Source organism: Streptomyces sp. NPDC096079, from assembly GCF_040303145.1.
Lineage (GTDB): Bacteria > Actinomycetota > Actinomycetes > Streptomycetales > Streptomycetaceae > Streptomyces.
On the sequence record NZ_JBEOST010000020.1, the window covers coordinates 19,783 to 38,308 of the forward strand.

General features: G+C 71.7%; 17 protein-coding genes. 6 read left to right on the forward strand and 11 right to left on the reverse strand.

The window, feature by feature from the left end; genetic code table 11:
* Positions 1-11: 11 nt before the first annotated feature.
* From ABTY59_RS30005 to ABTY59_RS30045, 9 genes are all read right to left on the reverse strand, one after another.
* A complete protein-coding gene (locus ABTY59_RS30005; RefSeq protein WP_352022208.1) occupies positions 12-671 on the reverse strand; it encodes an aspartate/glutamate racemase family protein in 660 nt (219 codons plus the stop codon).
* 59 nt (positions 672-730) lie between these two features.
* Positions 731-2,179 carry a nucleobase:cation symporter-2 family protein gene (locus tag ABTY59_RS30010; protein WP_403539146.1) on the reverse strand — a complete coding sequence of 483 codons (1,449 nt, stop codon included), beginning with the start codon at positions 2,177-2,179 and terminating at the stop codon, positions 731-733.
* Between the two features lie 295 nt (positions 2,180-2,474).
* A complete protein-coding gene (locus ABTY59_RS30015) occupies positions 2,475-3,863 on the reverse strand; it encodes an 8-oxoguanine deaminase (protein WP_352022209.1) in 1,389 nt (462 codons plus the stop codon).
* A 48-nt stretch (positions 3,864-3,911) separates the two neighbouring features.
* Entirely contained in the window at positions 3,912-5,330 is a 1,419-nt protein-coding gene (locus tag ABTY59_RS30020; protein WP_352022210.1) for a nucleobase:cation symporter-2 family protein, read from the reverse strand.
* A gap of 73 nt (positions 5,331-5,403) precedes the next feature.
* Entirely contained in the window at positions 5,404-6,327 is a 924-nt protein-coding gene (pucL, locus tag ABTY59_RS30025; protein ID WP_352022211.1) for a factor-independent urate hydroxylase, read from the reverse strand.
* Between the two features lie 5 nt (positions 6,328-6,332).
* Positions 6,333-6,722: a hydroxyisourate hydrolase gene (gene uraH / locus ABTY59_RS30030; RefSeq protein ID WP_116158141.1), complete on the reverse strand. Its 390-nt coding sequence runs from the start codon at positions 6,720-6,722 to the stop codon at positions 6,333-6,335.
* Complete coding sequence (gene uraD / locus ABTY59_RS30035; RefSeq protein ID WP_352022212.1) at positions 6,719-7,243, reverse strand: 2-oxo-4-hydroxy-4-carboxy-5-ureidoimidazoline decarboxylase; 525 nt, start codon at positions 7,241-7,243, stop codon at positions 6,719-6,721. The genes uraH and uraD overlap by 4 nt, the downstream gene beginning before the upstream one ends.
* Positions 7,244-7,398: 155 nt before the next feature.
* A complete protein-coding gene (locus ABTY59_RS30040; RefSeq protein ID WP_352022298.1) occupies positions 7,399-7,737 on the reverse strand; it encodes a helix-turn-helix domain-containing protein in 339 nt (112 codons plus the stop codon).
* Between the two features lie 44 nt (positions 7,738-7,781).
* Positions 7,782-8,036 (reverse strand): YkoF family thiamine-binding protein, encoded by a 255-nt coding sequence (locus tag ABTY59_RS30045; protein WP_352022213.1) that lies wholly within the window; start codon positions 8,034-8,036, stop codon positions 7,782-7,784.
* A gap of 137 nt (positions 8,037-8,173) precedes the next feature.
* Here ABTY59_RS30045 and ABTY59_RS30050 point away from each other — a divergent pair, with 137 nt between their 5' ends.
* The 3 genes from ABTY59_RS30050 to ABTY59_RS30060 all read left to right on the forward strand — a co-directional run bounded on the left by ABTY59_RS30050 (position 8,174) and on the right by ABTY59_RS30060 (position 11,590).
* Positions 8,174-9,007: a TIM barrel protein gene (locus ABTY59_RS30050; RefSeq protein WP_352022214.1), complete on the forward strand. Its 834-nt coding sequence runs from the start codon at positions 8,174-8,176 to the stop codon at positions 9,005-9,007.
* A 47-nt stretch (positions 9,008-9,054) separates the two neighbouring features.
* Positions 9,055-9,945, forward strand: coding sequence for a 2-hydroxy-3-oxopropionate reductase (locus tag ABTY59_RS30055; protein WP_352022215.1), 891 nt, complete (start codon positions 9,055-9,057; stop codon positions 9,943-9,945).
* A 187-nt stretch (positions 9,946-10,132) separates the two neighbouring features.
* A complete protein-coding gene (locus ABTY59_RS30060; RefSeq protein ID WP_352022216.1) occupies positions 10,133-11,590 on the forward strand; it encodes a catalase in 1,458 nt (485 codons plus the stop codon).
* A gap of 342 nt (positions 11,591-11,932) precedes the next feature.
* On the opposite strand, the gene ABTY59_RS30065 is transcribed toward ABTY59_RS30060, so the two are convergent.
* A complete protein-coding gene (locus ABTY59_RS30065; RefSeq protein ID WP_352022217.1) occupies positions 11,933-13,138 on the reverse strand; it encodes an MFS transporter in 1,206 nt (401 codons plus the stop codon).
* 58 nt (positions 13,139-13,196) lie between these two features.
* On the opposite strand from ABTY59_RS30065, the gene ABTY59_RS30070 reads away from it, so the two are divergent.
* Positions 13,197-14,213, forward strand: a complete 1,017-nt coding sequence (locus tag ABTY59_RS30070; protein ID WP_352022218.1) for an ArsR/SmtB family transcription factor — start codon at positions 13,197-13,199, stop codon at positions 14,211-14,213.
* 9 nt (positions 14,214-14,222) lie between these two features.
* On the opposite strand, the gene gcl is transcribed toward ABTY59_RS30070, so the two are convergent.
* Positions 14,223-16,001 carry a glyoxylate carboligase gene (gene gcl / locus ABTY59_RS30075; RefSeq protein WP_352022299.1) on the reverse strand — a complete coding sequence of 593 codons (1,779 nt, stop codon included), beginning with the start codon at positions 15,999-16,001 and terminating at the stop codon, positions 14,223-14,225.
* Between the two features lie 242 nt (positions 16,002-16,243).
* Here gcl and ABTY59_RS37695 point away from each other — a divergent pair, with 242 nt between their 5' ends.
* Positions 16,244-17,587, forward strand: coding sequence for a hypothetical protein (locus ABTY59_RS37695; protein WP_502995444.1), 1,344 nt, complete (start codon positions 16,244-16,246; stop codon positions 17,585-17,587).
* A 98-nt stretch (positions 17,588-17,685) separates the two neighbouring features.
* Positions 17,686-18,513 carry a TIGR04222 domain-containing membrane protein gene (locus ABTY59_RS30085; RefSeq protein WP_352022219.1) on the forward strand — a complete coding sequence of 276 codons (828 nt, stop codon included), beginning with the start codon at positions 17,686-17,688 and terminating at the stop codon, positions 18,511-18,513.
* The last annotated feature ends 13 nt before the right edge of the window (positions 18,514-18,526 follow it).

Consider the following 18,526-nt stretch of genomic DNA (forward strand, 5'->3'; position numbering starts at 1 on the left):
GGTGGGCGCGGTCAGCCCCTGGACCGGACCGCGAGCAGGCGGGTGACGGCGCGGCAGGCCGCGGGGATGGGGGCGACGACACGGACCGCGCAGCGGGCCTGGAGCCGTTCGGCGGCCTCGCCGAGCGGGCCGCCGCCGATGACGACGGCCTCGGCACCGTCCCGTTCGGCGCAGGCGCGGACGGCGCGCTCCAGCCGGTCGAGGAGGAGTTCCGGGTCGGCGGAGAGCCGCTCGGGGGCTCCCGCGGTGAGCCGGAGTCCGGTGTACCGGTCGGCGAGGCCGAGGGCGATCACCCGGGCGTGGATGGTGTCGGCGAGGAGCGGGGTGGTGGTGGCGATGCCGAACCGGGTCCCGTCGGCGGCCGCCTCCAGGAGCGCGGCCTCACCGATCCCGACGACCGGGACCGTGGACGCCGCGCGCAGGGCCGGGACGCCCGGGTCGCCGAAGGCGGCCACCAGGAGGGCGGCGCAGTCCCCCTCGGAGGCGGCGCGCAGGCCCGCCGCGAGGACCTCGGGCGCGGCGGCCCGCAGGGACTCGGGGTCGGTGAGCATGCGGGGGCCGCGGGCGACGGTCACCCCCCGGACGGGGAGGGCGGGGCCCAGGGAGCGGCGGGCGATGGCGGTCATCGTCGCGGTCGTGGCGGCGGAGGTGTTGGGGTTGATGAGCACCACGGCCCCGGGCCCCGCGGCGTGCGCGGGGACCGGGGCGGGCGGTGGGACGAGGAGCGGGCTCAGTGGACGTGCGCCGCCTTCGCCGAGGCGCTGCCGGAGATCTCCTTGCCGGGCTCCATGGGCGCGGTGACCTCGTCGGCGTCGCGGCCGCGACCCAGGTGGTTGAAGACCACGTTGAGCAGGACGGCGGCGACACAGCCGGTGGAGATGCCGGAGTCCAGGATGATCTGCGCGGTCTCCGGGAAGGCGTGGTAGAAGTCGGGCTTCGTGATCGGGATGATGCCGACGGCCAGCGAGACGGCCACGATCAGCACGTTGTTGTCCTTCTCCAGGCCGGCCTTGACCAGGGTCTGGATGCCGCTGGCGGCGACCGAGCCGAAGAGGACCACACCGGCGCCGCCGAGGACGGGCCGGGGCACGACCGAGATGAGCGAGGCGGCGACCGGCGAGAGGCCCATCAGGACCAGGAAGCCACCGCCCGCGGCCACGACGAAGCGGCTGCGGATCCTGGTCATGGCGACCAGCCCGATGTTCTGGGCGAAGGCGCTGCACATGAAGCCGTTGAAGAGCGGGCTGATCGCGGAGCCGAGGGTGTCGGCGCGCAGTCCGGCCGCGATGGTCTTCTCGTCGGCGGGCCGTTCGACGATCTCGCCGAGCGCCAGCATGTCGGCGGTCGACTCGGTCATGGAGACCAGCATGACCACGCACATGGAGATGATCGCGGCGAGGGCGAACTGCGGGGCGCCGAAGTGGAAGGGGGACGGGAAGCCGACGATGTCGGCCTCCTGCACCGGGCTGAAGTCGGTGACCCCGAAGGGTATGGCGATGAGCGTGCCGAGGACGAGGCCGACCAGGACGGCGACCTGCTTGAGGAAGCCGCGGGTGAAGCGGCGGAGCAGCAGGACCACGACGAGCGTGATGCCGGCGAGCGAGAGGTACGTGGTCGAACCGTAGTCCTTCGCCGCGGGGTTGGGCCCCTGGGCCCAGCCGAACGCGACCGGGAGGAGGGAGACGCCGATGAGGGTGATCACGGAGCCGGTGACGACCGGCGGGAAGAAGCGCACGAGCCGGGAGAAGAAGGGGGCCGCGGCGAAGCCGAGGAGTCCGGCGACGATGATCGCCCCGAAGATCACGGGGAGCGCGTCGGCCTTGTTCTCGGTGGTGTCGACGATCGCCAGCATCGGCGCGACACCGGCGAAGGTGACGCCGTTGACGAACGGCAGCTTGGCGCCGATCTTCCAGATGCCGAGGGTCTGCAGGAAGGTGGCGAGGCCGGCGGTGAAGAGGCTCGCGCCGGTGAGGAACGTGAGTTCGGTACCGGAGAGGCCGACGGCCGCTCCGACGATCAGGGGCGGGGCGACGACGCCCGCGTACATGGCGGCGACGTGCTGGAGGCCGCTGGTGAGCATCTTGAGTGGGGGCAGCGTCTCGTCGACCGGATGCTTCTCACGGTCGTCGGGGGCGGAGCCTGCGTCTGGTGCATTGCGAACCTGGGGCTTGGCGGCCACGGCGGTTCCTCCGGTCGGTTACACGTCGGCGGCGACGAGGGGTTCAGGGAGGTGGTGCGATGCGGTGCGAAGTGCAGGAGGTGCGGCTCGGTGCGGGGTGGAGCGAGGTGCGCGCGGAGGGGGTGCGACGCGGGGACGGGCGCCCGGTGTGGGGGTGCGGGCGCGCTTCACCGTCCCGGGTGGTGCCGTACGACTCTTGCGTACGGCACCACCCGGTCGGGCTGCCGCGGACCCCGCTCGGGTCCGCGGCGACCGACCGAGGGCCGTCCCCCTCGGTCGGACTCCATGGGGAGGGTCAGCTCTGGGCCGTGATCCGGGCCAGGCGCTGGGCCTCCGCGCGCGCGTCGCGCGCGATCTGCTCCTCGTCGGCGAACAGGAGTCGGTTGTTCTCGACGATCTGCTTGCCGTTGACGAAGGAGGCGGTGACCGGGGCCGCCGCGCCGAAGACGACGGCGGTGACCGGGTCGGCGATCGACGAGTGGCCGAGGCCGTCGATCTTCCAGAGGACGAAGTCGGCGAGCTTGCCGGCCTCGAGCGAGCCGATGTTGTCGGCGCGGCCGAGGACCTGCGCGCCGCCGTAGGTGCCGAGGCGCAGGGCCTGGCGGGCGTTGAGCGCGGCCTCGCGGTGGGCGCCGAGCCGGTTGATGAGGAGCGCGTTGCGCAGCTCGGTGTGGAGCTCGCCGGACTCGTTGGAGGCGGTGCCGTCGACGCCGAGGCCGACGGGGACGCCCGCCTTGAGCATGTCCGGTACGCGGGCGATGCCGGCGGCGAGACGCGCGTTGGAGGACGGGCAGTGCGCCACACCGGTCTTGGTGCGGGCGAAGGCCTCGATGTCGGAGTCGTTCATGTGGACGCAGTGCGCCATCCACACGTCCTCGCCGAGGAAGCCGGTGGACTCGAAGTAGTCCGTCGGGCCCATGCCGAAGAGCTCGTGACAGAACTTCTCCTCCTCGACGGTCTCCGAGCCGTGGGTGTGCATGCGCACGCCGAGGCGGCGGCCGAGCGCGGCGCCCTCGCGGAGCAGGTCCGTGGAGATGGAGAACGGCGAGCAGGGGGCGACGGCGACCTGGGTCATGGCGTCGAAGGAGGCGTCGTGGTACTTCCGCACCGTCTCCTCGGTCGCGGCGAGCGCGCCCTCGGTGGTCTCGACGGCGAAGTCCGGCGGCAGGCCGCCGTCCTTCTCGCTGCGGTCCATGGAGCCGCGGGCCAGGGTGAAGCGGACACCCATGTCGGCGGCCGCGCCGATGATGGCGCCGGAGAGGTCGCCGGAGCCCTGCGGGTACACGTAGTGGTGGTCCATGGCCGTGGTGACACCGCCGCGGGCCATCATCGCCAGGGAGCCCTGGGCGGCGACGCGGACCATCGACTCGTCGATGCGCGACCACGTCGGGTAGAGCGCGACCAGCCAGTTGAAGAGGTTGTGGTCGGTGGCCAGACCTCGGGTGATCCACTGGTAGAAGTGGTGGTGGGTGTTGATCAGGCCGGGCGTCACCAGGTGACCGGTGGCGTCGATCCTGCGGACCACGTTCTCCAGGCCCTCGGGCGCCTTGCCGGCGCCGAGGGACTCGATCTTGTTGTCGGCGACGACGAGGTAGCCGTTGGCGTACTCCGTGTCGTTCGCGTCGACGGTCGCGATCGCCGCGTTCTCGATGACGATGCGCTGGGCTGCCGAAGGTGCTGCCATGGCGGTGCTTCCTTCATTCCTCGGGGATGGTTCGGGCACGGCAGGACCCTAGGAGGATTTGAGTGCCGGAGCCGCGTGACGGCTCCGGGTGCCGAGATGGTGGAAGAACAGATTGAGCAGGACGGCGACGAGCGCGCCCGCGCTGATGCCGGAGCCGAGCACGGTCTGCGCCCAGGCGGGGAAGCCGGCGTAGAAGGTGGGCGCGGCGAGCGGGATGATGCCCGCTCCGAGCGCGACGGCCACCAGGATGATGTTGGAGCTGTCGTCGAGTCCGGCCTCGGAGAGGGTACGGATGCCGCTGACCGCGATCGAGCCGAAGAGGACGATGCCGGCGCCGCCGAGGACGGGCATCGGGACCATGGAGACGACCGCCCCGAGGACGGGGAAGGCGCCGAGGACGAGCAGGGCGCCGCCGGCGACGGCGACCACGTACCGGGAGCGGACCCGGGTCAGCGAGACGACGCCGACGTTCTGCGCGAAGGCGGAGGTCGGGAAGCCGCCGAACACGGGGCCGAGCAGGGTGGCGATGCCGTCGGTGCGCAGGCCCCGGGTGATGGTCTTCCCGTCGCTGCGGCGGTCGCAGATCTCGCCGAGGGCGAGCATGCCGGCGCTGGACTCGGTCATGAGGACCAGCATCACGATGCACAGGGAGAGGATCGCGGCGGGCTGGAACTCGGGGGCGCCGAAGGCGAAGGGCGCGGGCAGCGCCGCGACGGGCGCCTCGCGCAGCGCGCTGAAGTCCGCCATGCCGAAGGGGATCGCGGCGAGGGTGCCGATGAGCAGACCGAGCAGCAGGGCGATCTGCTTGACGAAGCCCTTGCCGAAGCGCTGGAAGAGCAGGATGACGACGAGGGTGAAGCCGGCGAGTGCCAGGTACTTCATGGCGCCGAAGTCGGCGGCCGTCTTGTCGCCCCCCTGGGCCCAGCCCACGGGCACGGGCATCAGGGTGACCCCGATGAGGGTGATCACGACGCCGGTGACGAGCGGCGGGAAGAAGCGCAGGAGCCTGCCGAAGAAGGGTCCGACGGCGAGGCAGAAGACTCCGGCGACCATGACCGCGCCGTAGATGGCGGGGAGTTGGTGGCCGGGGGCGCTGGTCTCGGCGATGGCGAGCATCGGGGCGATGCCGGCGGACGAGGCGGCGTTGACGAACGGGAGCCGGTTTCCGGCGAAGCGTCCGAGGCCGAGGGTCTGCAGGATGGTCGCGCAGCCGGCGATGAGCAGGCTGGCCGCGATGAGCCGGGTCATGCCGGCGGCGTCCAGGCCGACGGCCTGGCCGATGATCAGCGGAGGGGTGACGACGCCGGCGTACATCGCGGCGATGTGCTGGAGTGCCGCGGGGACGAGCCGCGAGGCGGGGAGCTTCTCGTCCACCGGGTGGCACTCGGCCGTTGCCGAGGCGGTGGTGGACGGAGGGGTGGAACACGGGCCTTCGGCGTTTGCCGGCCCCTTTGCAGGCTGAGCCATTGTTGTTCCCTCCGGTCCGGTCCACCGGCCCCGCCCGACTGCGGGCGGGCGGGGCCGGTGACGCGGATGCCGCTTAGAGGTTGGTCATGTCGACCGGGATCTGCGCCGTGGCTCCGTCGCGGAGGACGGTGGCCTCGATGAGGCCGTACATGCGGTCGGCGGCGTAGTAGACCTCGTTGTCGTTCTTCAGGCCGAAGGGCTCGAGGTCCACCAGGAAGTGGTGCTTGTTCGGGAGCGAGAAGCGGACTTCGTCGATCTCCGAGCGGTGGTTGATGATGCGCGTGGCCATCTGGTACAGCGTCTGCTGCAGGGAGTACGAGTAGGTCTCCGAGAAGGCCTCGAGCATGTGCTTCCTGGTCTGCTCGTAGGACCGCTCCCAGTTGGGCATGCGCTGGTCGTCGTCGGTCCAGTTGAACCGCCAGCGACCGGACACCTGGGTGGCCAGGATGCGGTCGTACGCCTCCTGGAGCGTCGTGTACTGGTCCTTGATGTAGCCCCAGAACTCCGAGTTGGTGGAGTTCATGACGACGAGGTCCTTGAGGCCGGAGATGACCTCCCACTTCTCGCCGTCGTAGGTGATCTGCGAGACGCGGGTCTCCTGGCCCTTGCGGGCGAAGGAGTGGTTGACCTCGTCGGAGCCGATGAACTTGGAGTTGGCGTCGGAGGAGGCGATGCGCTCCCACGAGTACTCCTCGATCCGGATGCGCGCCTTCTTGATCGGCTCCTGGCTCGTCACGAAGTGGCGGGCGAGGTGGATGCCGAACTGCTCGGCGGACTCGATGCCGTACTCCTTGGCGAACGCGAAGACGGTGTTCTTCGTCGTGTCGGTGGGGAGGCAGTGGGCGTTCGAGCCGGTGAGGTGGACGTCGTCGAGGTCGCCGGAGAGGGCGACGGAGACGTTCAGGTCCTTGATGTGGTGGGTGGCGCCGTCCCGCGTGATCTTGACGACGCGGTTCTCTGCTTTGCCGTACTGGTTCTGGCCGAGAATCGTGGGCATGTCTGCTAGCTCCCTCGGTAAACGGAGTAGCCGAACGGGTTGAGCAGCAGCGGTACGTGGTAGTGCTCGCCCGGCTTGACGGCGAACGTGATCGCCACCTCCGGGAAGAACGCACCGCTGTCCCTTACGCGGGGGGCGTCCTGCTGCGCCTCGGCTTGCTTCTTGGCGAAGTACGTCTCGGTCTCGAAGTCGAGACGCACGTGGGTGGTTTCTTCCGGCAGCGCCGGCAGGTCCTTGCAGCGCCCGTCCGCGTCGGTGGCGGAGCCGCCGAGCGTGACCCACTCCGCGTCGGAGCCGCTGCGGGCCGCGAGCGTGATGGCCACGCCTTCGGCCGGGCGGCCGATGCTGGTGTCCAGGATGTGCGTGGACACCGAGGCGGTGGTGTCGGTGCTCATGCGGAGCTCTCTTCCTCGGAGGTCTCTACGAGACGGGTCAGCCGGATGCGGTTGATCTTGCCCAGTTCGGTGCGGACGATCTCCCGCTCCTGGTCGGGCGAGTTCCCGATCCGGTCCCGGACCGCGTCGCGCATCTGCTCGCCGGTCCTGCCGGTGGCGCAGATGAGGAAGACATGACCGAACTTGTCCTGGTAGGCCAGGTTCAGTTCGAGCATCTCGGCCTTGAGCTCCGCGGAGGCGCCGGCCATCCCGCTCTGTTCGCGGGAGGAGGTCGGGTCCCCGGCCTTCGGACGACCGATCGGCGGGTGCCCCGCCATCGCCTCGGCCAGGTCCTCGGCGGTCAGCTCGGCCATGGCGGCGTCGCTGGCGAGGAAGAGGGCTTCGGCGGTGGTGTACGGGCGCTGGGCGAGAAGCTTGCTCCCCCACGCCGAACTGGAACACACCTCGTGGAGCGTGGCGACGGCCTCGCTGTCCGAGGAGGTGTTGAACCGGGTGAGGCCCGGTGTCGTACCTGAAGTCACGGGAAGCCTCCGTGGCTGTTTTTCGCTGTGCGTCGGACGGGCTGCGGATAGCTAACGCCCTCCGCAACACAACGTCAACACTTTGTTGAAAACTCGGCCACACAAAAGCCGTCGTCCCGACATCTGGACGACGGCTCCTGGCCAAACATGATCAACTACTCGCCCTGAGTGGCCTTTTCCCTGTTCAGGGCGGTCTCCCGGTTCAGGTAGTTGTACACCGTGAAACGGCTGACGCCGAGCGCGCCGGCCACCGTCTCCACGCCATGGCGGACCGAGAAGGCACCCCGTGCCTCCAGGATCCGGACCACCTCCTGCTTCGCCTTGCGGTCCAGTTCGGCCAGTGGCATCCCGTGCCGCCGCTCCATCGCCGCGAGGATGTGGTCCAGGGAGTCCGAGAGCTGCGGCAACCGCACGGCGAGCACATCCTCCCCCTCCCAGGACAGGACGACGTCGTCGCCCTCCGCCTGCGTGGGGACCAGCAGCTCGGCGCCCATGGCGTCCACCAGGGGCTTCACGGCCGCGACCAAAGGGTGCTCGCTCACTTCTCGTCCTCCCCGATCACATTGACCTGGAGCGAGACGCGGGTGGCGCCGGCCGCGAGCGACCTGCGCAGCAGGGCGTCGACGGCGGTGAGCACGGCGTCGGCGCCGCCCTCCGCCGTATTGCCGAAGGGGCCGACGTCGACCGCGTCCAGTTCGGCCGACTGGATGACCTCACGGGCCACGACCGCGTGCGCCGGCGCCTCGTCGAGGTCGAACGGCTCGGTCGTGAACTCCACTCTCAAACGCTCCATGGCCCCACGCTACGGCCCCACCCCGCCCTACGGGAGCCCCGGACCTGCGGGGACCTCTTGACAAGTGCGTGGCCCTCCTTGCAACATTCCGTCAGACAGAAACTTACTTCCGCAATACGGAAGGAGCGCCGCCCCTCATGGGATACACGGACCAGCGCTTCGATGTGAACCTGTCGATCCTCTTCACGGAACTCCCGCTCCTGGAGCGCCCCGCGGCCGCCGCCGCGGCGGGCTTCACCGCGGTCGAGCTGTGGTGGCCCTGGATCGACACCGCCACCCCCGAGCAGAGCGAGCTCGACGCCCTCAAGAAGGCCCTTGAGGACGCCGGCACCCAGCTGGTGGGCCTGAACTTCTACGCCGGGCAGCTCCCCGGCCCGGACCGCGGAGCCCTCTCCCTGCCCGGGGAAGAGTCGGACCGCTTCCGCGCCAACATCGAGGTGGCCGCCGACTTCGCCGCCTCGGTCGGCTGCAAGGCGCTCAACGCGCTGTACGGCAACCGCGTCGAGGGCGTGGACCCGCAGATCCAGGACACCCTCGCCCTGGAGAACCTGGTCCTGGCCGCCCGCGCGGCCGACCGCATCGGCGCGATCCTCCTCGTCGAGACCCTCAACAAGCCGGAGTCGCCGCTCTACCCGCTGGTGAGCGCCCCCTCCGCGATCGAGGTCGTCGACAAGGTCAACGCCGCCACGGGCCTCGGGAACGCCAAGTTCCTGCTCGACATCTACCACCTGGCCATGAACGGCGAGGACGTCAGCGCGGTCATCGCACAGTACGCCGACAAGACCGGCCACGTGCAGATCGCCGACAAGCCGGGCCGTGGCGCTCCGGGCACCGGCGAGCTCCCGCTGGAGCAGCTCCTCGACGAGCTGAAGAAGGCCGGTTACGACGGCTGGGTCGGCCTGGAGTACAAGGCCGCCGACGCCGCCGCATCCTTCGAATGGCTCCCGGCCGAGGCTCGCGCCGCCCGCTGACGCAGGCTCCCTCCCCGTACCACCTTGTTTTGAGAGGCACCCTCACCATGAGCACTCTTCCCAAGATCGCTTGGATCGGCCTCGGCATCATGGGCTCCCCCATGTCCGAGAACCTCCTCAAGGCCGGCTACTCGGTCACCGGCTTCACCCTGGAGCAGGACAAGCTGGAGCGCCTCGCCAAGGCCGGCGGCTCCGCGGCCGGCTCGATCGCCGAGGCCGTCAAGGACGCCGACGTCATCATCACGATGGTGCCCGCCTCCCCGCAGGTCGAGGCCATCTCCTACGGCCCCGAGGGCATCCTGGAGAACGCCAAGCAGGGCGCGCTGATCGTCGACATGTCGTCGATCACCCCGCAGACCTCGGTCGACCTGGCGAAGAACGCGGCCGAGAAGGGCATCCGCGTCATCGACGCCCCGGTGTCCGGCGGCGAGGCCGGCGCCATCGAGGCCGTCCTCTCGATCATGGTCGGCGGCGAGCAGGCCGACTTCGACGAGGCCCTCCCGATCCTGGAGGCCCTCGGCAAGACCATCGTGCTCTGCGGCCCGCACGGCTCGGGCCAGACGGTGAAGGCCGCCAACCAGCTGATCGTCGCGGTCAACATCCAGGCCTGCGCCGAGGCCGTCGTCTTCCTCGAGAAGTCCGGCGTGAACCTCCAGGCCGCCCTGGACGTCCTCAACGGCGGCCTGGCCGGCTCGACCGTGCTGACCCGCAAGAAGGACAACTTCCTGAACCGGGACTTCAAGCCCGGCTTCCGGATCGACCTGCACCACAAGGACATGGGCATCGTCACCGACGCCGCCCGCAACGTCGGTGCGGCCCTCCCGGTCGGCGCGGTCGTCGCCCAGCTCGTCGCCTCGCTGCGCGCGCAGGGTGACGGCGGCCTGGACCACTCGGCCCTGCTGCGCGCCGTCGAGCGCCTCTCCGGCCAGCAGGTCTGATCCCGCGCCCCTTCACCGGGGCCCCTGATTTCCGGTCGGCGGCGGCGCTGACAACCTGTCCTGTCGCGCCCAGGCGTCGCCGCCGACCGGAACACCACACTTCATTTTCAACAAACTGTTGACGTGCTGTTCGAGCCGAATTTACGCTCCTCGCACCGTCAGCAGAGCTCCCGTACGGAAGGTCACGATGTCGAAGCGCGTGCTTACGACCGAGTCCGGCGCCCCCGTCGCCGACAACCAGAACTCCGCCACCGCCGGCGTCGGTGGCCCTCTCCTCCTCCAGGACCAGCACCTGCTGGAGAAGCTCGCGCGCTTCAACCGTGAGCGGATCCCGGAGCGCGTGGTGCACGCCCGCGGTTCCGGCGCGTACGGCTACTTCGAGGTGACCGACGACGTCACCGCGTACACCAAGGCGGACTTCCTCGGCGAGGTCGGCAAGAAGACCGAGACCTTCCTCCGCTTCTCCACCGTGGCCGACTCGCTCGGCGGCGCGGACGCCGTGCGCGACCCCCGCGGTTTCGCCCTGAAGTTCTACACCGAAGAGGGCAACTACGACCTCGTCGGCAACAACACCCCGGTGTTCTTCATCAAGGACCCGATCAAGTTCCCCGACTTCATCCACTCGCAGAAGCGCGACCCCTTCACGGGCAAGCAGGAGCCGGACAACGTCTGGGACTTCTGGGCGCACGCCCCCGAGGCCACCCACCAGATCACCTGGCTCATGGGCGACCGCGGCATCCCCGCCTCGTACCGTCACATGAACGGCTACGGCTCGCACACCTACCAGTGGACCAACGAGGCCGGCGAGGCCTTCTTCGTCAAGTACCACTTCAAGACGAACCAGGGCATCCGCTCCCTCTCCGCCGAGCAGGCCGCCGAGCTCGTCGGCAAGGACGCCAACTCGCACCAGACCGATCTGCTCCAGGCCATCGAGCGCGGCGTGAGCCCCTCGTGGACCCTGTACGTCCAGATCATGCCGGCCGCCGAGGCCGCCGAGTACCGCTTCAACCCCTTCGACCTCACCAAGGTGTGGCCGCACAGCGACTACCCGCTGCAGCGCGTGGGCCGTCTGGTCCTCGACCGCAACCCGGACAACGTCTTCGCCGAGGTCGAGCAGGCCGCGTTCTCCCCGAACAACTTCGTGCCGGGCATCGGTCCCTCGCCGGACAAGATGCTCCAGGGCCGCCTCTTCGCCTACGCGGACGCCCACCGCTACCGCCTCGGTGTGAACCACACCCAGCTCCCGGTGAACGCCCCCAAGGCGACCGTGGCCGAGAACTACGGCCGCGACGGCGCCATGGCCACCCGCCAGGGCTCGCGCTACGACAAGAACTACGAGCCCAACTCGTACCAGGGCCCGGCCCAGACCGACGCCGCGCTCTCCGCGCCGCTCGCGATCCACGGCTGGACCGGCACGCACGAGGCTCCCGCGCACACCAAGGACGACGACTTCTTCCAGGCCGGTGAGCTCTACCGCCTGATGTCCGAGGACGAGAAGAAGCGCCTGATCGCCAACATCGCCGGCGGCCTGTCCCAGGTGTCCCGCGAGGACGTCATCGAGAAGAACCTCGCGCACTTCGCCGCCGCCGACGCCGACTACGGCAAGCGCGTCCGCGAGGCCGTCGAGGCCCTGCGCGAGGACTGACCCGCACAGCAGCACCCAGACTGCGTACGGCACCTGACGGGAGGTCAGCGCCGTACGCGGTCCGGAGCGCCGACCCGGATGAGGGGTGGTCGGCGAACCGGACAAGCGTGAGGACCGCGGCGGCACCGAGCCAGTGCGGTGGTAAGGACGCAGGGCCCCCTTCCTGACCTGAAGGAAGAGGATCACCAGGCGCCCGTCGGCACCGCCGCGGTCCCAACGCCCCCCTTCCGGGGAATCCCGCAACACCCGCAACACCCGCAACACCCGCAACACCCGCCACACCCCAAGACTCCGCCCGGCGACGCGAACGTCCTGTCGCGCCAGCCTCGTGCCGCCGGGCGGTCACCAACGGGAGAGCGCGGAACCAGGTTTACGGTCCCTGGTTCCGCGCTCTTCTTCTTTTTCCGCGCGGGCCAGCAGAAGCGTCACGGTGAGCGAGGCGAGGGCGAGCAGCGCCATGCCCGTGCGCGGCGACGCGTACTGGGCGAGGGTGCCGGCCAGCGCGGCGCTCACCCCCTGGAGGGCGAGCATCCCCGAGGAGTGCAGCCCGAGCGCGTGACCGCTCAGCTCCTCCGGCACCAGGGTCATCAGCCGCTCCTGGTGCAGCAGGCTCGCCCCGTACCCGACCGCCGACACGGTCACGAGGACGAGCACGAGGGGGAGGACGGGGTCGAGGACGAACAGCAGGAACGGGGCCGCGAGCAGCGCCTGGAGCGGGAAGCGGATCCGGCCGCGCAGCCGCGCCGGTACGAAGCGGCCGACGGCGGTGTCCCCCGCCAGCATCCCGAGCGCGCCGCAGGCGAAGAGCAGCCCGGCGCGCTCGGGGTCGTACGGCACGAAGAGCGACTCGCAGCCGACGACGAGACCGTTCGGCACCCAGAGCGCCAGATAGGCCCGCCGGCGGGCGGGCACGGCCCAGAGCCTGCCGTTGGTGCGCCAGGTCTCGGCGACCGACGGCCGCCCGGCCGCGCGCGGCGGACGCCCCCCGAGGCCGAGGCGGGCGGCCGCCGCGGCGGCGAGGTAGAGCCCGGCGCCCGCCAGTACCGCGCCGCGCGGCGAGAGCAGGGCGACGAGGAGCCCTCCGGTCGCGAAGCCGCAGATCTGGAAGACGCCGGCGGCCATGTTCATCACGGAGCGGCCGAGCAGGTACTCCTCGCGCGGCAGGATCTCGTCGAGGAGGCCGTGGCGCACCCCGCCGCCCAGCGAGGCCGCGAGCCCCTCGGCGAGCAGGACCACGAAGACCGCCCAGGTCGGCAGGGCCGGGATCGCCAGGACGGCGGTGCCGAGGGCGAAGAAGAGGGCGATGCCGGAGAGCGCGGCGCGCGGCGGCAGCCGGTCGGCGGCGGAGAGCAGGGTGGTCGCGCCGAGGAGCTGGGCGAGGGAGGGGCCGAAGAGGGCCAGCGCGGAGAGGAACGGGGAGCCGGTCGCGCGGAAGACGAGCGTGGAGAGACCGAGCCCGGCGACGGTCTGGGCGGCGGTGTGGGCGGAGCCGGTGACGAAGAGCGGGGTGAACTCGGGGGTGCGGAAGAGAGCGCGGTAGCGGGGCATGGAGCGGATTCTCGGAGAGCGCCCGGGCCACCGGTAATGTTTCGCGGGGAGGCGAAACGTGGGCTGGTGGCGGATCGGCACGGACACCTTGGCGGGGAGCGGGTTCGTGCTCTCGCCGCTCGCCGAGACGGTCGCCTCGCTCAAGACCCTCCACGCGGGCCGGGCGGCGCACCCGGGCGAGCGCGCCTGGCTCGGCCGGCACCTGCGCGCCTACCGTGAGCGGCTCGCGGCCGAGCCGCTCGACGCGCTGCTCGTACGGGCGGCGATCGGGCCCACCTGGAACGCGGACTTCCTCACCCCCACCCCGCTGGGCGACCGCGAGCGGAGCTTCGACGAGGAGGTCGAGGCCGTGCGGGCGACCCGGCCGGCCGACGCCGTCGACCAGTTGGCCGTCGCGATCGGCGGCCCGGTGCCGGAGCCGCTGCGCTCCGCGCGCGACCTGCCGGAGCGACTCGCGGGCGTCCTGGGCTGGGTGTGGCGGGAGACGGTGCGGCCGGAGTGGGCGCGGCGGCGGCGGATCCTGGAGGCCGATGTGGTGGCGCGGACGGCGCTGCTGAGCCGGGGCGGCTGGGCGTCGGCGCTCGACGAGCTGTGTCCGGGGAAGATGCGCTGGCTCGGCGACGGGCGGCTCCAGGTCAACACCCGTGACTACCCGCCGCGTTCGCTGGAGCGCGGGCGGCTGCTGTTCGTGCCGGTGACGCCGGCGACCGGCTGGGTGTCCTGGGAGGGGACGGAGCGGTACGCGATCGTCTACGCCTGCTCGGGGGTCCTCGCGGACGCGGCCGGACCGACGGTGCCCGAGGCCCTGGGGGCCCTGCTCGGGACGGCCCGCGCCGGGGTGCTCGTACGGCTCGGATCGCCTTTGTCCACCAGCCAGTTGGTGGCCCTCACGGGGCAGGGGCTCGGCTCGGTGGGGCGGCACCTGAGGGTGCTGCTCGACGCCGGGCTCGTCCGGCGCGGGAGGGCGGGGCGCTCGGTGCTCTACGAGTGGACGGAGGCGGGCGCGGTCCTCGTGGCGGCACAGGGAGACCCCCGCCCCGGTGCTCCTCGGGGCGGGGGTCGGTCCCTCTGCTGAGGGATTCGATCAGACCTGGAGGGCCTTGATCGCCGTCGGCGCGTGGCCGGGCTCGGTGGCCAGGTCCTCGAACTCGGTGACGTCGCTCATGTCGACCGTCTTGCTCATGGCGATGTTGGTGATGCGCTCCAGGATGGCCTCGACGACGACCGGGACCTGGTGCTCGACGGCCAGCTTCTTGGCCTCCTCCAGCGCCTCGCCGAGCTTGTCCGGGTCGGTGACGCGGATGGCCTTGACGCCGAGGCCCTCGGCGACCTTGACGTGGTCGACGCCGTAGACGCCGATCTCCGGGGTGTTGATGTTCTCGAACTCGAGGTTGACCTCGAAGTTGATGCCCAGGTTGCCCTGCGCCTGACGGATCAGACCGAGGTAGGCGTTGTTCACGAGGACGTGGACGTAGGGGACCTTGTGCTGGGCGGCGACCGCCAGCTCCTCGATCATGAACTGGAAGTCGTAGTCGCCGGAGAGGGCGACGACCGGGGTCTCCGGGTCCGCGGTGGCGGCACCGATGGCGGCCGGGATGGTCCAGCCGAGCGGGCCGGCCTGGCCGCAGTTGATCCAGTGGCGCGGCTTGTAGACGTGCAGGAACTGCGCCGCGGCGATCTGGGAGAGGCCGATGGTGGTGACGTAGCGGGTCTCCGGGCCGAAGGCCTTGTTCATCTCCTCGTAGACGCGCTGCGGCTTGATCGGGATGTTGTCGAAGTTCGTGCGGCGCTGGAGGGTGGCCTTGCGCTCCTGCGCGGAGGCGGCCCAGGCGGAGAAGTCGGGGAGCTTGCCCGCGGCCTTCCACTCCTTGGCGATCTCGACGAAGAGCTCCAGGGCGGCCTTGGCGTCGGAGGCGATGCCGAAGTCCGGGGCGAAGATCCTGCCGATCTGGGTGGGCTCGATGTCGACGTGGACGAACTTCCGGCCCTTGGTGTAGGCGTCCATGTTGTAACCGGTGTGACGGTTGGCCCAGCGGTTGCCGACGCCCAGGACGAAGTCCGACTCCAGGAAGGTCGCGTTGCCGTAGCGGTGCGCGGTCTGGACTCCGACCATGCCGGCGGCGAGCTCGTGGTCGTCCGGGATGGTGCCCCAGCCCATGAGGGTGGAGATGACCGGGATGTTCGTCAGCTCGGCGAACTCGACGAGCAGGTCGGTGGCGTCGGCGTTGATGATGCCGCCGCCGGCGACGATCAGCGGGCGCTCGGACTCCAGGAGGAAGGACAGCGCCTTCTCCGCCTGGGCGCGGGTCGCGGACGGCTTGTAGACCGGCAGCGGCTCGTACGTCTCCGGGTCGAACTCGATCTCGGTCAGCTGGACGTCCATCGGGAGGTCGATGAGGACCGGGCCGGGACGGCCGGAGCGCATCAGGTGGAAGGCCTGCTGGAAGACGCCGGGGACCTGCGCGGCCTCCAGGACGGTCGTCGCGGCCTTCGTCACCGGCTTGGCGATGCTGGCGATGTCGACGGCCTGGAAGTCCTCCTTGTGGAGCTTCGAGGTCGGCGCCTGGCCGGTGATGCAGAGGATCGGGATCGAGTCGGCGATCGCCGAGTACAGGCCGGTGATCATGTCGGTGCCGGCCGGGCCGGAGGTACCGATGCAGACGCCGATGTTGCCGGCCTTGGCACGGGTGTAGCCCTCGGCCATGTGGGACGCGCCCTCGACGTGGCGGGCCAGCGTGTGGCCGATGCCGCCCACGTTCTTGAGCTCGCGGTAGAAGGGGTTGATCGCCGCGCCGGGGACGCCGAACGCCTGGGTGACGCCTTCGCGCTTGAGGATCTCAACGGCCGCTGCGGCGGCGGTCATACGAGGCATGGGAGTGCTCCTGCTTCGGCCGGGCGGATCCAGGCGGGTGGCTCGTCTCGGGAGACCCGACCGCCTGTTTCCGTAATGCGGAAATACTGTTCTGCTATACGGAAGCAATGTAGGTCGGGCTGCGGAGAACCGTCAAGAGAAGTCCGCCCGCCGGGATCACGGAAGTGGCCGAACACCCTCCCTCCGGGCAGCGGATGGGGGGACGATGGGGCGGAACGACAGGGGGTTGGGCTGTGGGCGAGTCGGTACCGGTGCGCTGTCCGGAGTGCCTGCGCACGCAGGCGTACGCGCCACCCGCCTTCCCCTGCGCCTGCGGCCGCCCTGTCGCCCCGGCGGTGGCCGCCGACGGGCTCGTGGAGCCGATCACGCACCGGAACTGGGCCGACACGTGGGTCACCGTCCGCTGCGGGGCCTGCGGCCACGCGACCGACTGGCCCCACCCGGAGCTGGGCTGCCCGTGCGGGACGGTCCTGCGGATACCGGTACGGAGGGCGGACGAAGGCGGTACGGGACCGGAACCGGCGACCGGACGGGACGAGGCGGACGGGGGCGCCGTCCCCGACGGCCCGGCGGGGACGGGGGGCGCGATGGCCGGAACCCTCGGAAGCCGCCCCGAAGGGCCGGAGGCGGTGGGCGGCGACGTGACCCGTACGGGCGGAGGGTCCGAGGCGGGGCGGGAGCCCGGGGCGCCGACGCCCTTCCCGGTCGTCTCGTCGCCGCCTCCCACGACGCCCGCCCCTCCCCCGTCCCGGGAGACGCCCGGGACGCCTCCGGAGCAGGGGCCGGACGCCGGGACACGCCCGGAGCCGAGGCCGGACGCCGGGACACGCCCGGAGCCGAGGCCGGACGCCGGGACACGCCCGGAGCAGGGGCCGGGAATCCGGCTGCCGTCCGAGGCGCAGCCCGACGGCTCCTCACCGCCTCCCGCCGCCCCGGGGTCCCCCTGGTTCGGACCGGGCCCCGGGGCCCGGGGCGGTGCGGCCGGGACCCCCGGGCCAGGGGCGGACGGCGGCGGGGACGGGCCCGGCCGGCTCGGGGCGGACCCGACCGCGGACCCCGGCACCGGTGCGATCGGCGGCGGGGCCGGGGCGGGGGCCGGGTCCGGTGGGGCCGAGTCCGGCGGGCCCCGTACCTTCGCCGAGCGGTATCCCCCGCACATCCCGCTCCCCGTCACGGCCCCGCGCCCGGAGCCGCGGCGCGGGGCCTTCCGGCCGGTGACCATCCGGACCTCGCGGGACGCGGTCGCCGCGGCGGCCGGATATCTGCGCTGGCTCGGCTACCGTGACGTCGTCCAGCCCGAGGAGCGCCCGGCGTCCGGCGTGGATCTGAGGGCGCCCGGCCTGATCGCCCAGGTCGATCCGAGCACCCGGCCGGCCGGACTGCGGGCCGTCGAGTGCCTCTGGCTGAACGGGCTGACCTCCGCCGCGGTCAGCGTGTTCTTCTCGCTCGCGGGCTACACCCCGGAGGCCCGTTCACGCGCCGCCGAGATCGGTCTCCCGCTCTTCGTCCTCGACCTCACGGGCACCCCTCAGCCCGTCAACCGCGCGGCGGAGGAGCTCGCGGCGGGCGGCACCTGAGCGCGGCGGCCGCACACAACTCCTCGGCATCCGAAATCGGCCATTCACGCGTGACGATCACGCTCCCCCGGGCACAACACCCTCGGGGGGTGGGCGCGATGCCGACGGGGACGTGGTGGTTCATCGGAGCGGCCTGGGGCGAGCTGCTGCTGGCCGCTCTCCTGCTGACCGCGCGCGGAACCCGCAGCCGGGAGGGCGGCACGGCGAGCGCGGGCACGGTGCCCGCGCCGCAGGCCCTCGCCCTGCTGCGCGGCGGGCGGCGGGCGGCGGTCACCGTCGCCCTGGTGGCGCTGCACCAGCGCGGAGCGGTCGCCGCGGGCCGCAAACATACGATTCGGGCCAACGGCGGACCGGGACGCACGCGTGACCCCGTACAGCTCGGCGTGCACGGGGCGCTGCACCGGGCCCTGGCGTTGCGGGCCCTCGCCGTGCGCCCCGAGGTGCGGCGGGCCGTGGACGCCCTGCGCGCCGGGCTGCGCGGGGCGGGGCTGCTGCGACCGCTCGGGCGGCGGCGGACGGCCCGGGTGCTGCTGGGGTGCGTACCGCTGACGGCGCTGGCGGGAGCGCTCGTGACGGGGACGAGGGGCGCGGGCCTCGCCGCGGCGCTCGCGGCGGGTCTTCCGCCGGTCCTGGTGGCGGTGGCGCTGCTGCGGCTGCCGGACACGACCGGGGCGGCGCGGCGGCTGCTCGCCGGCCTGCGGGAGCGGCACCCGCTGCCGGCGCACCGGCGGGAGGTGACGGACGGACGGCTCGTCCAGCTGTACGTGGCGTTGTACGGCGATCCCGCCCTGGCCCTGTTCCTGCCGCGCTTCTCCCGCGACGGCGGCCTCCTGGACCGGCCCTCGGAGCACGGGGGCCCACGCGACGACGACCGGAACCGGCCGTCGGCGGACGGCGGTCCGGGTGCGGGCGGACCGCCGTGCTGAGGCCGCGCCATAC

Bases quoted from the DNA above. Each gene is read 5' to 3' on its own strand.
- ABTY59_RS30015 (WP_352022209.1), bottom strand. From the start codon at position 3,863: ATGGCAGCACCTTCGGCAGCCCAGCGCATCGTCATCGAGAACGCGGCG.
- ABTY59_RS30020 (WP_352022210.1), bottom strand. From the start codon at position 5,330: ATGGCTCAGCCTGCAAAGGGGCCGGCAAACGCCGAAGGCCCGTGTTCC.
- pucL (WP_352022211.1), bottom strand. From the start codon at position 6,327: ATGCCCACGATTCTCGGCCAGAACCAGTACGGCAAAGCAGAGAACCGC.
- uraH (WP_116158141.1), bottom strand. From the start codon at position 6,722: ATGAGCACCGACACCACCGCCTCGGTGTCCACGCACATCCTGGACACC.
- ABTY59_RS30040 (WP_352022298.1), bottom strand. From the start codon at position 7,737: ATGGGCGCCGAGCTGCTGGTCCCCACGCAGGCGGAGGGCGACGACGTC.
- ABTY59_RS30045 (WP_352022213.1), bottom strand. From the start codon at position 8,036: ATGGAGCGTTTGAGAGTGGAGTTCACGACCGAGCCGTTCGACCTCGAC.
- ABTY59_RS30050 (WP_352022214.1), top strand. From the start codon at position 8,174: ATGGGATACACGGACCAGCGCTTCGATGTGAACCTGTCGATCCTCTTC.
- ABTY59_RS30055 (WP_352022215.1), top strand. From the start codon at position 9,055: ATGAGCACTCTTCCCAAGATCGCTTGGATCGGCCTCGGCATCATGGGC.
- ABTY59_RS30060 (WP_352022216.1), top strand. From the start codon at position 10,133: ATGTCGAAGCGCGTGCTTACGACCGAGTCCGGCGCCCCCGTCGCCGAC.
- ABTY59_RS30065 (WP_352022217.1), bottom strand. From the start codon at position 13,138: ATGCCCCGCTACCGCGCTCTCTTCCGCACCCCCGAGTTCACCCCGCTC.
- gcl (WP_352022299.1), bottom strand. From the start codon at position 16,001: ATGACCGCCGCCGCAGCGGCCGTTGAGATCCTCAAGCGCGAAGGCGTC.
- ABTY59_RS30085 (WP_352022219.1), top strand. From the start codon at position 17,686: ATGCCGACGGGGACGTGGTGGTTCATCGGAGCGGCCTGGGGCGAGCTG.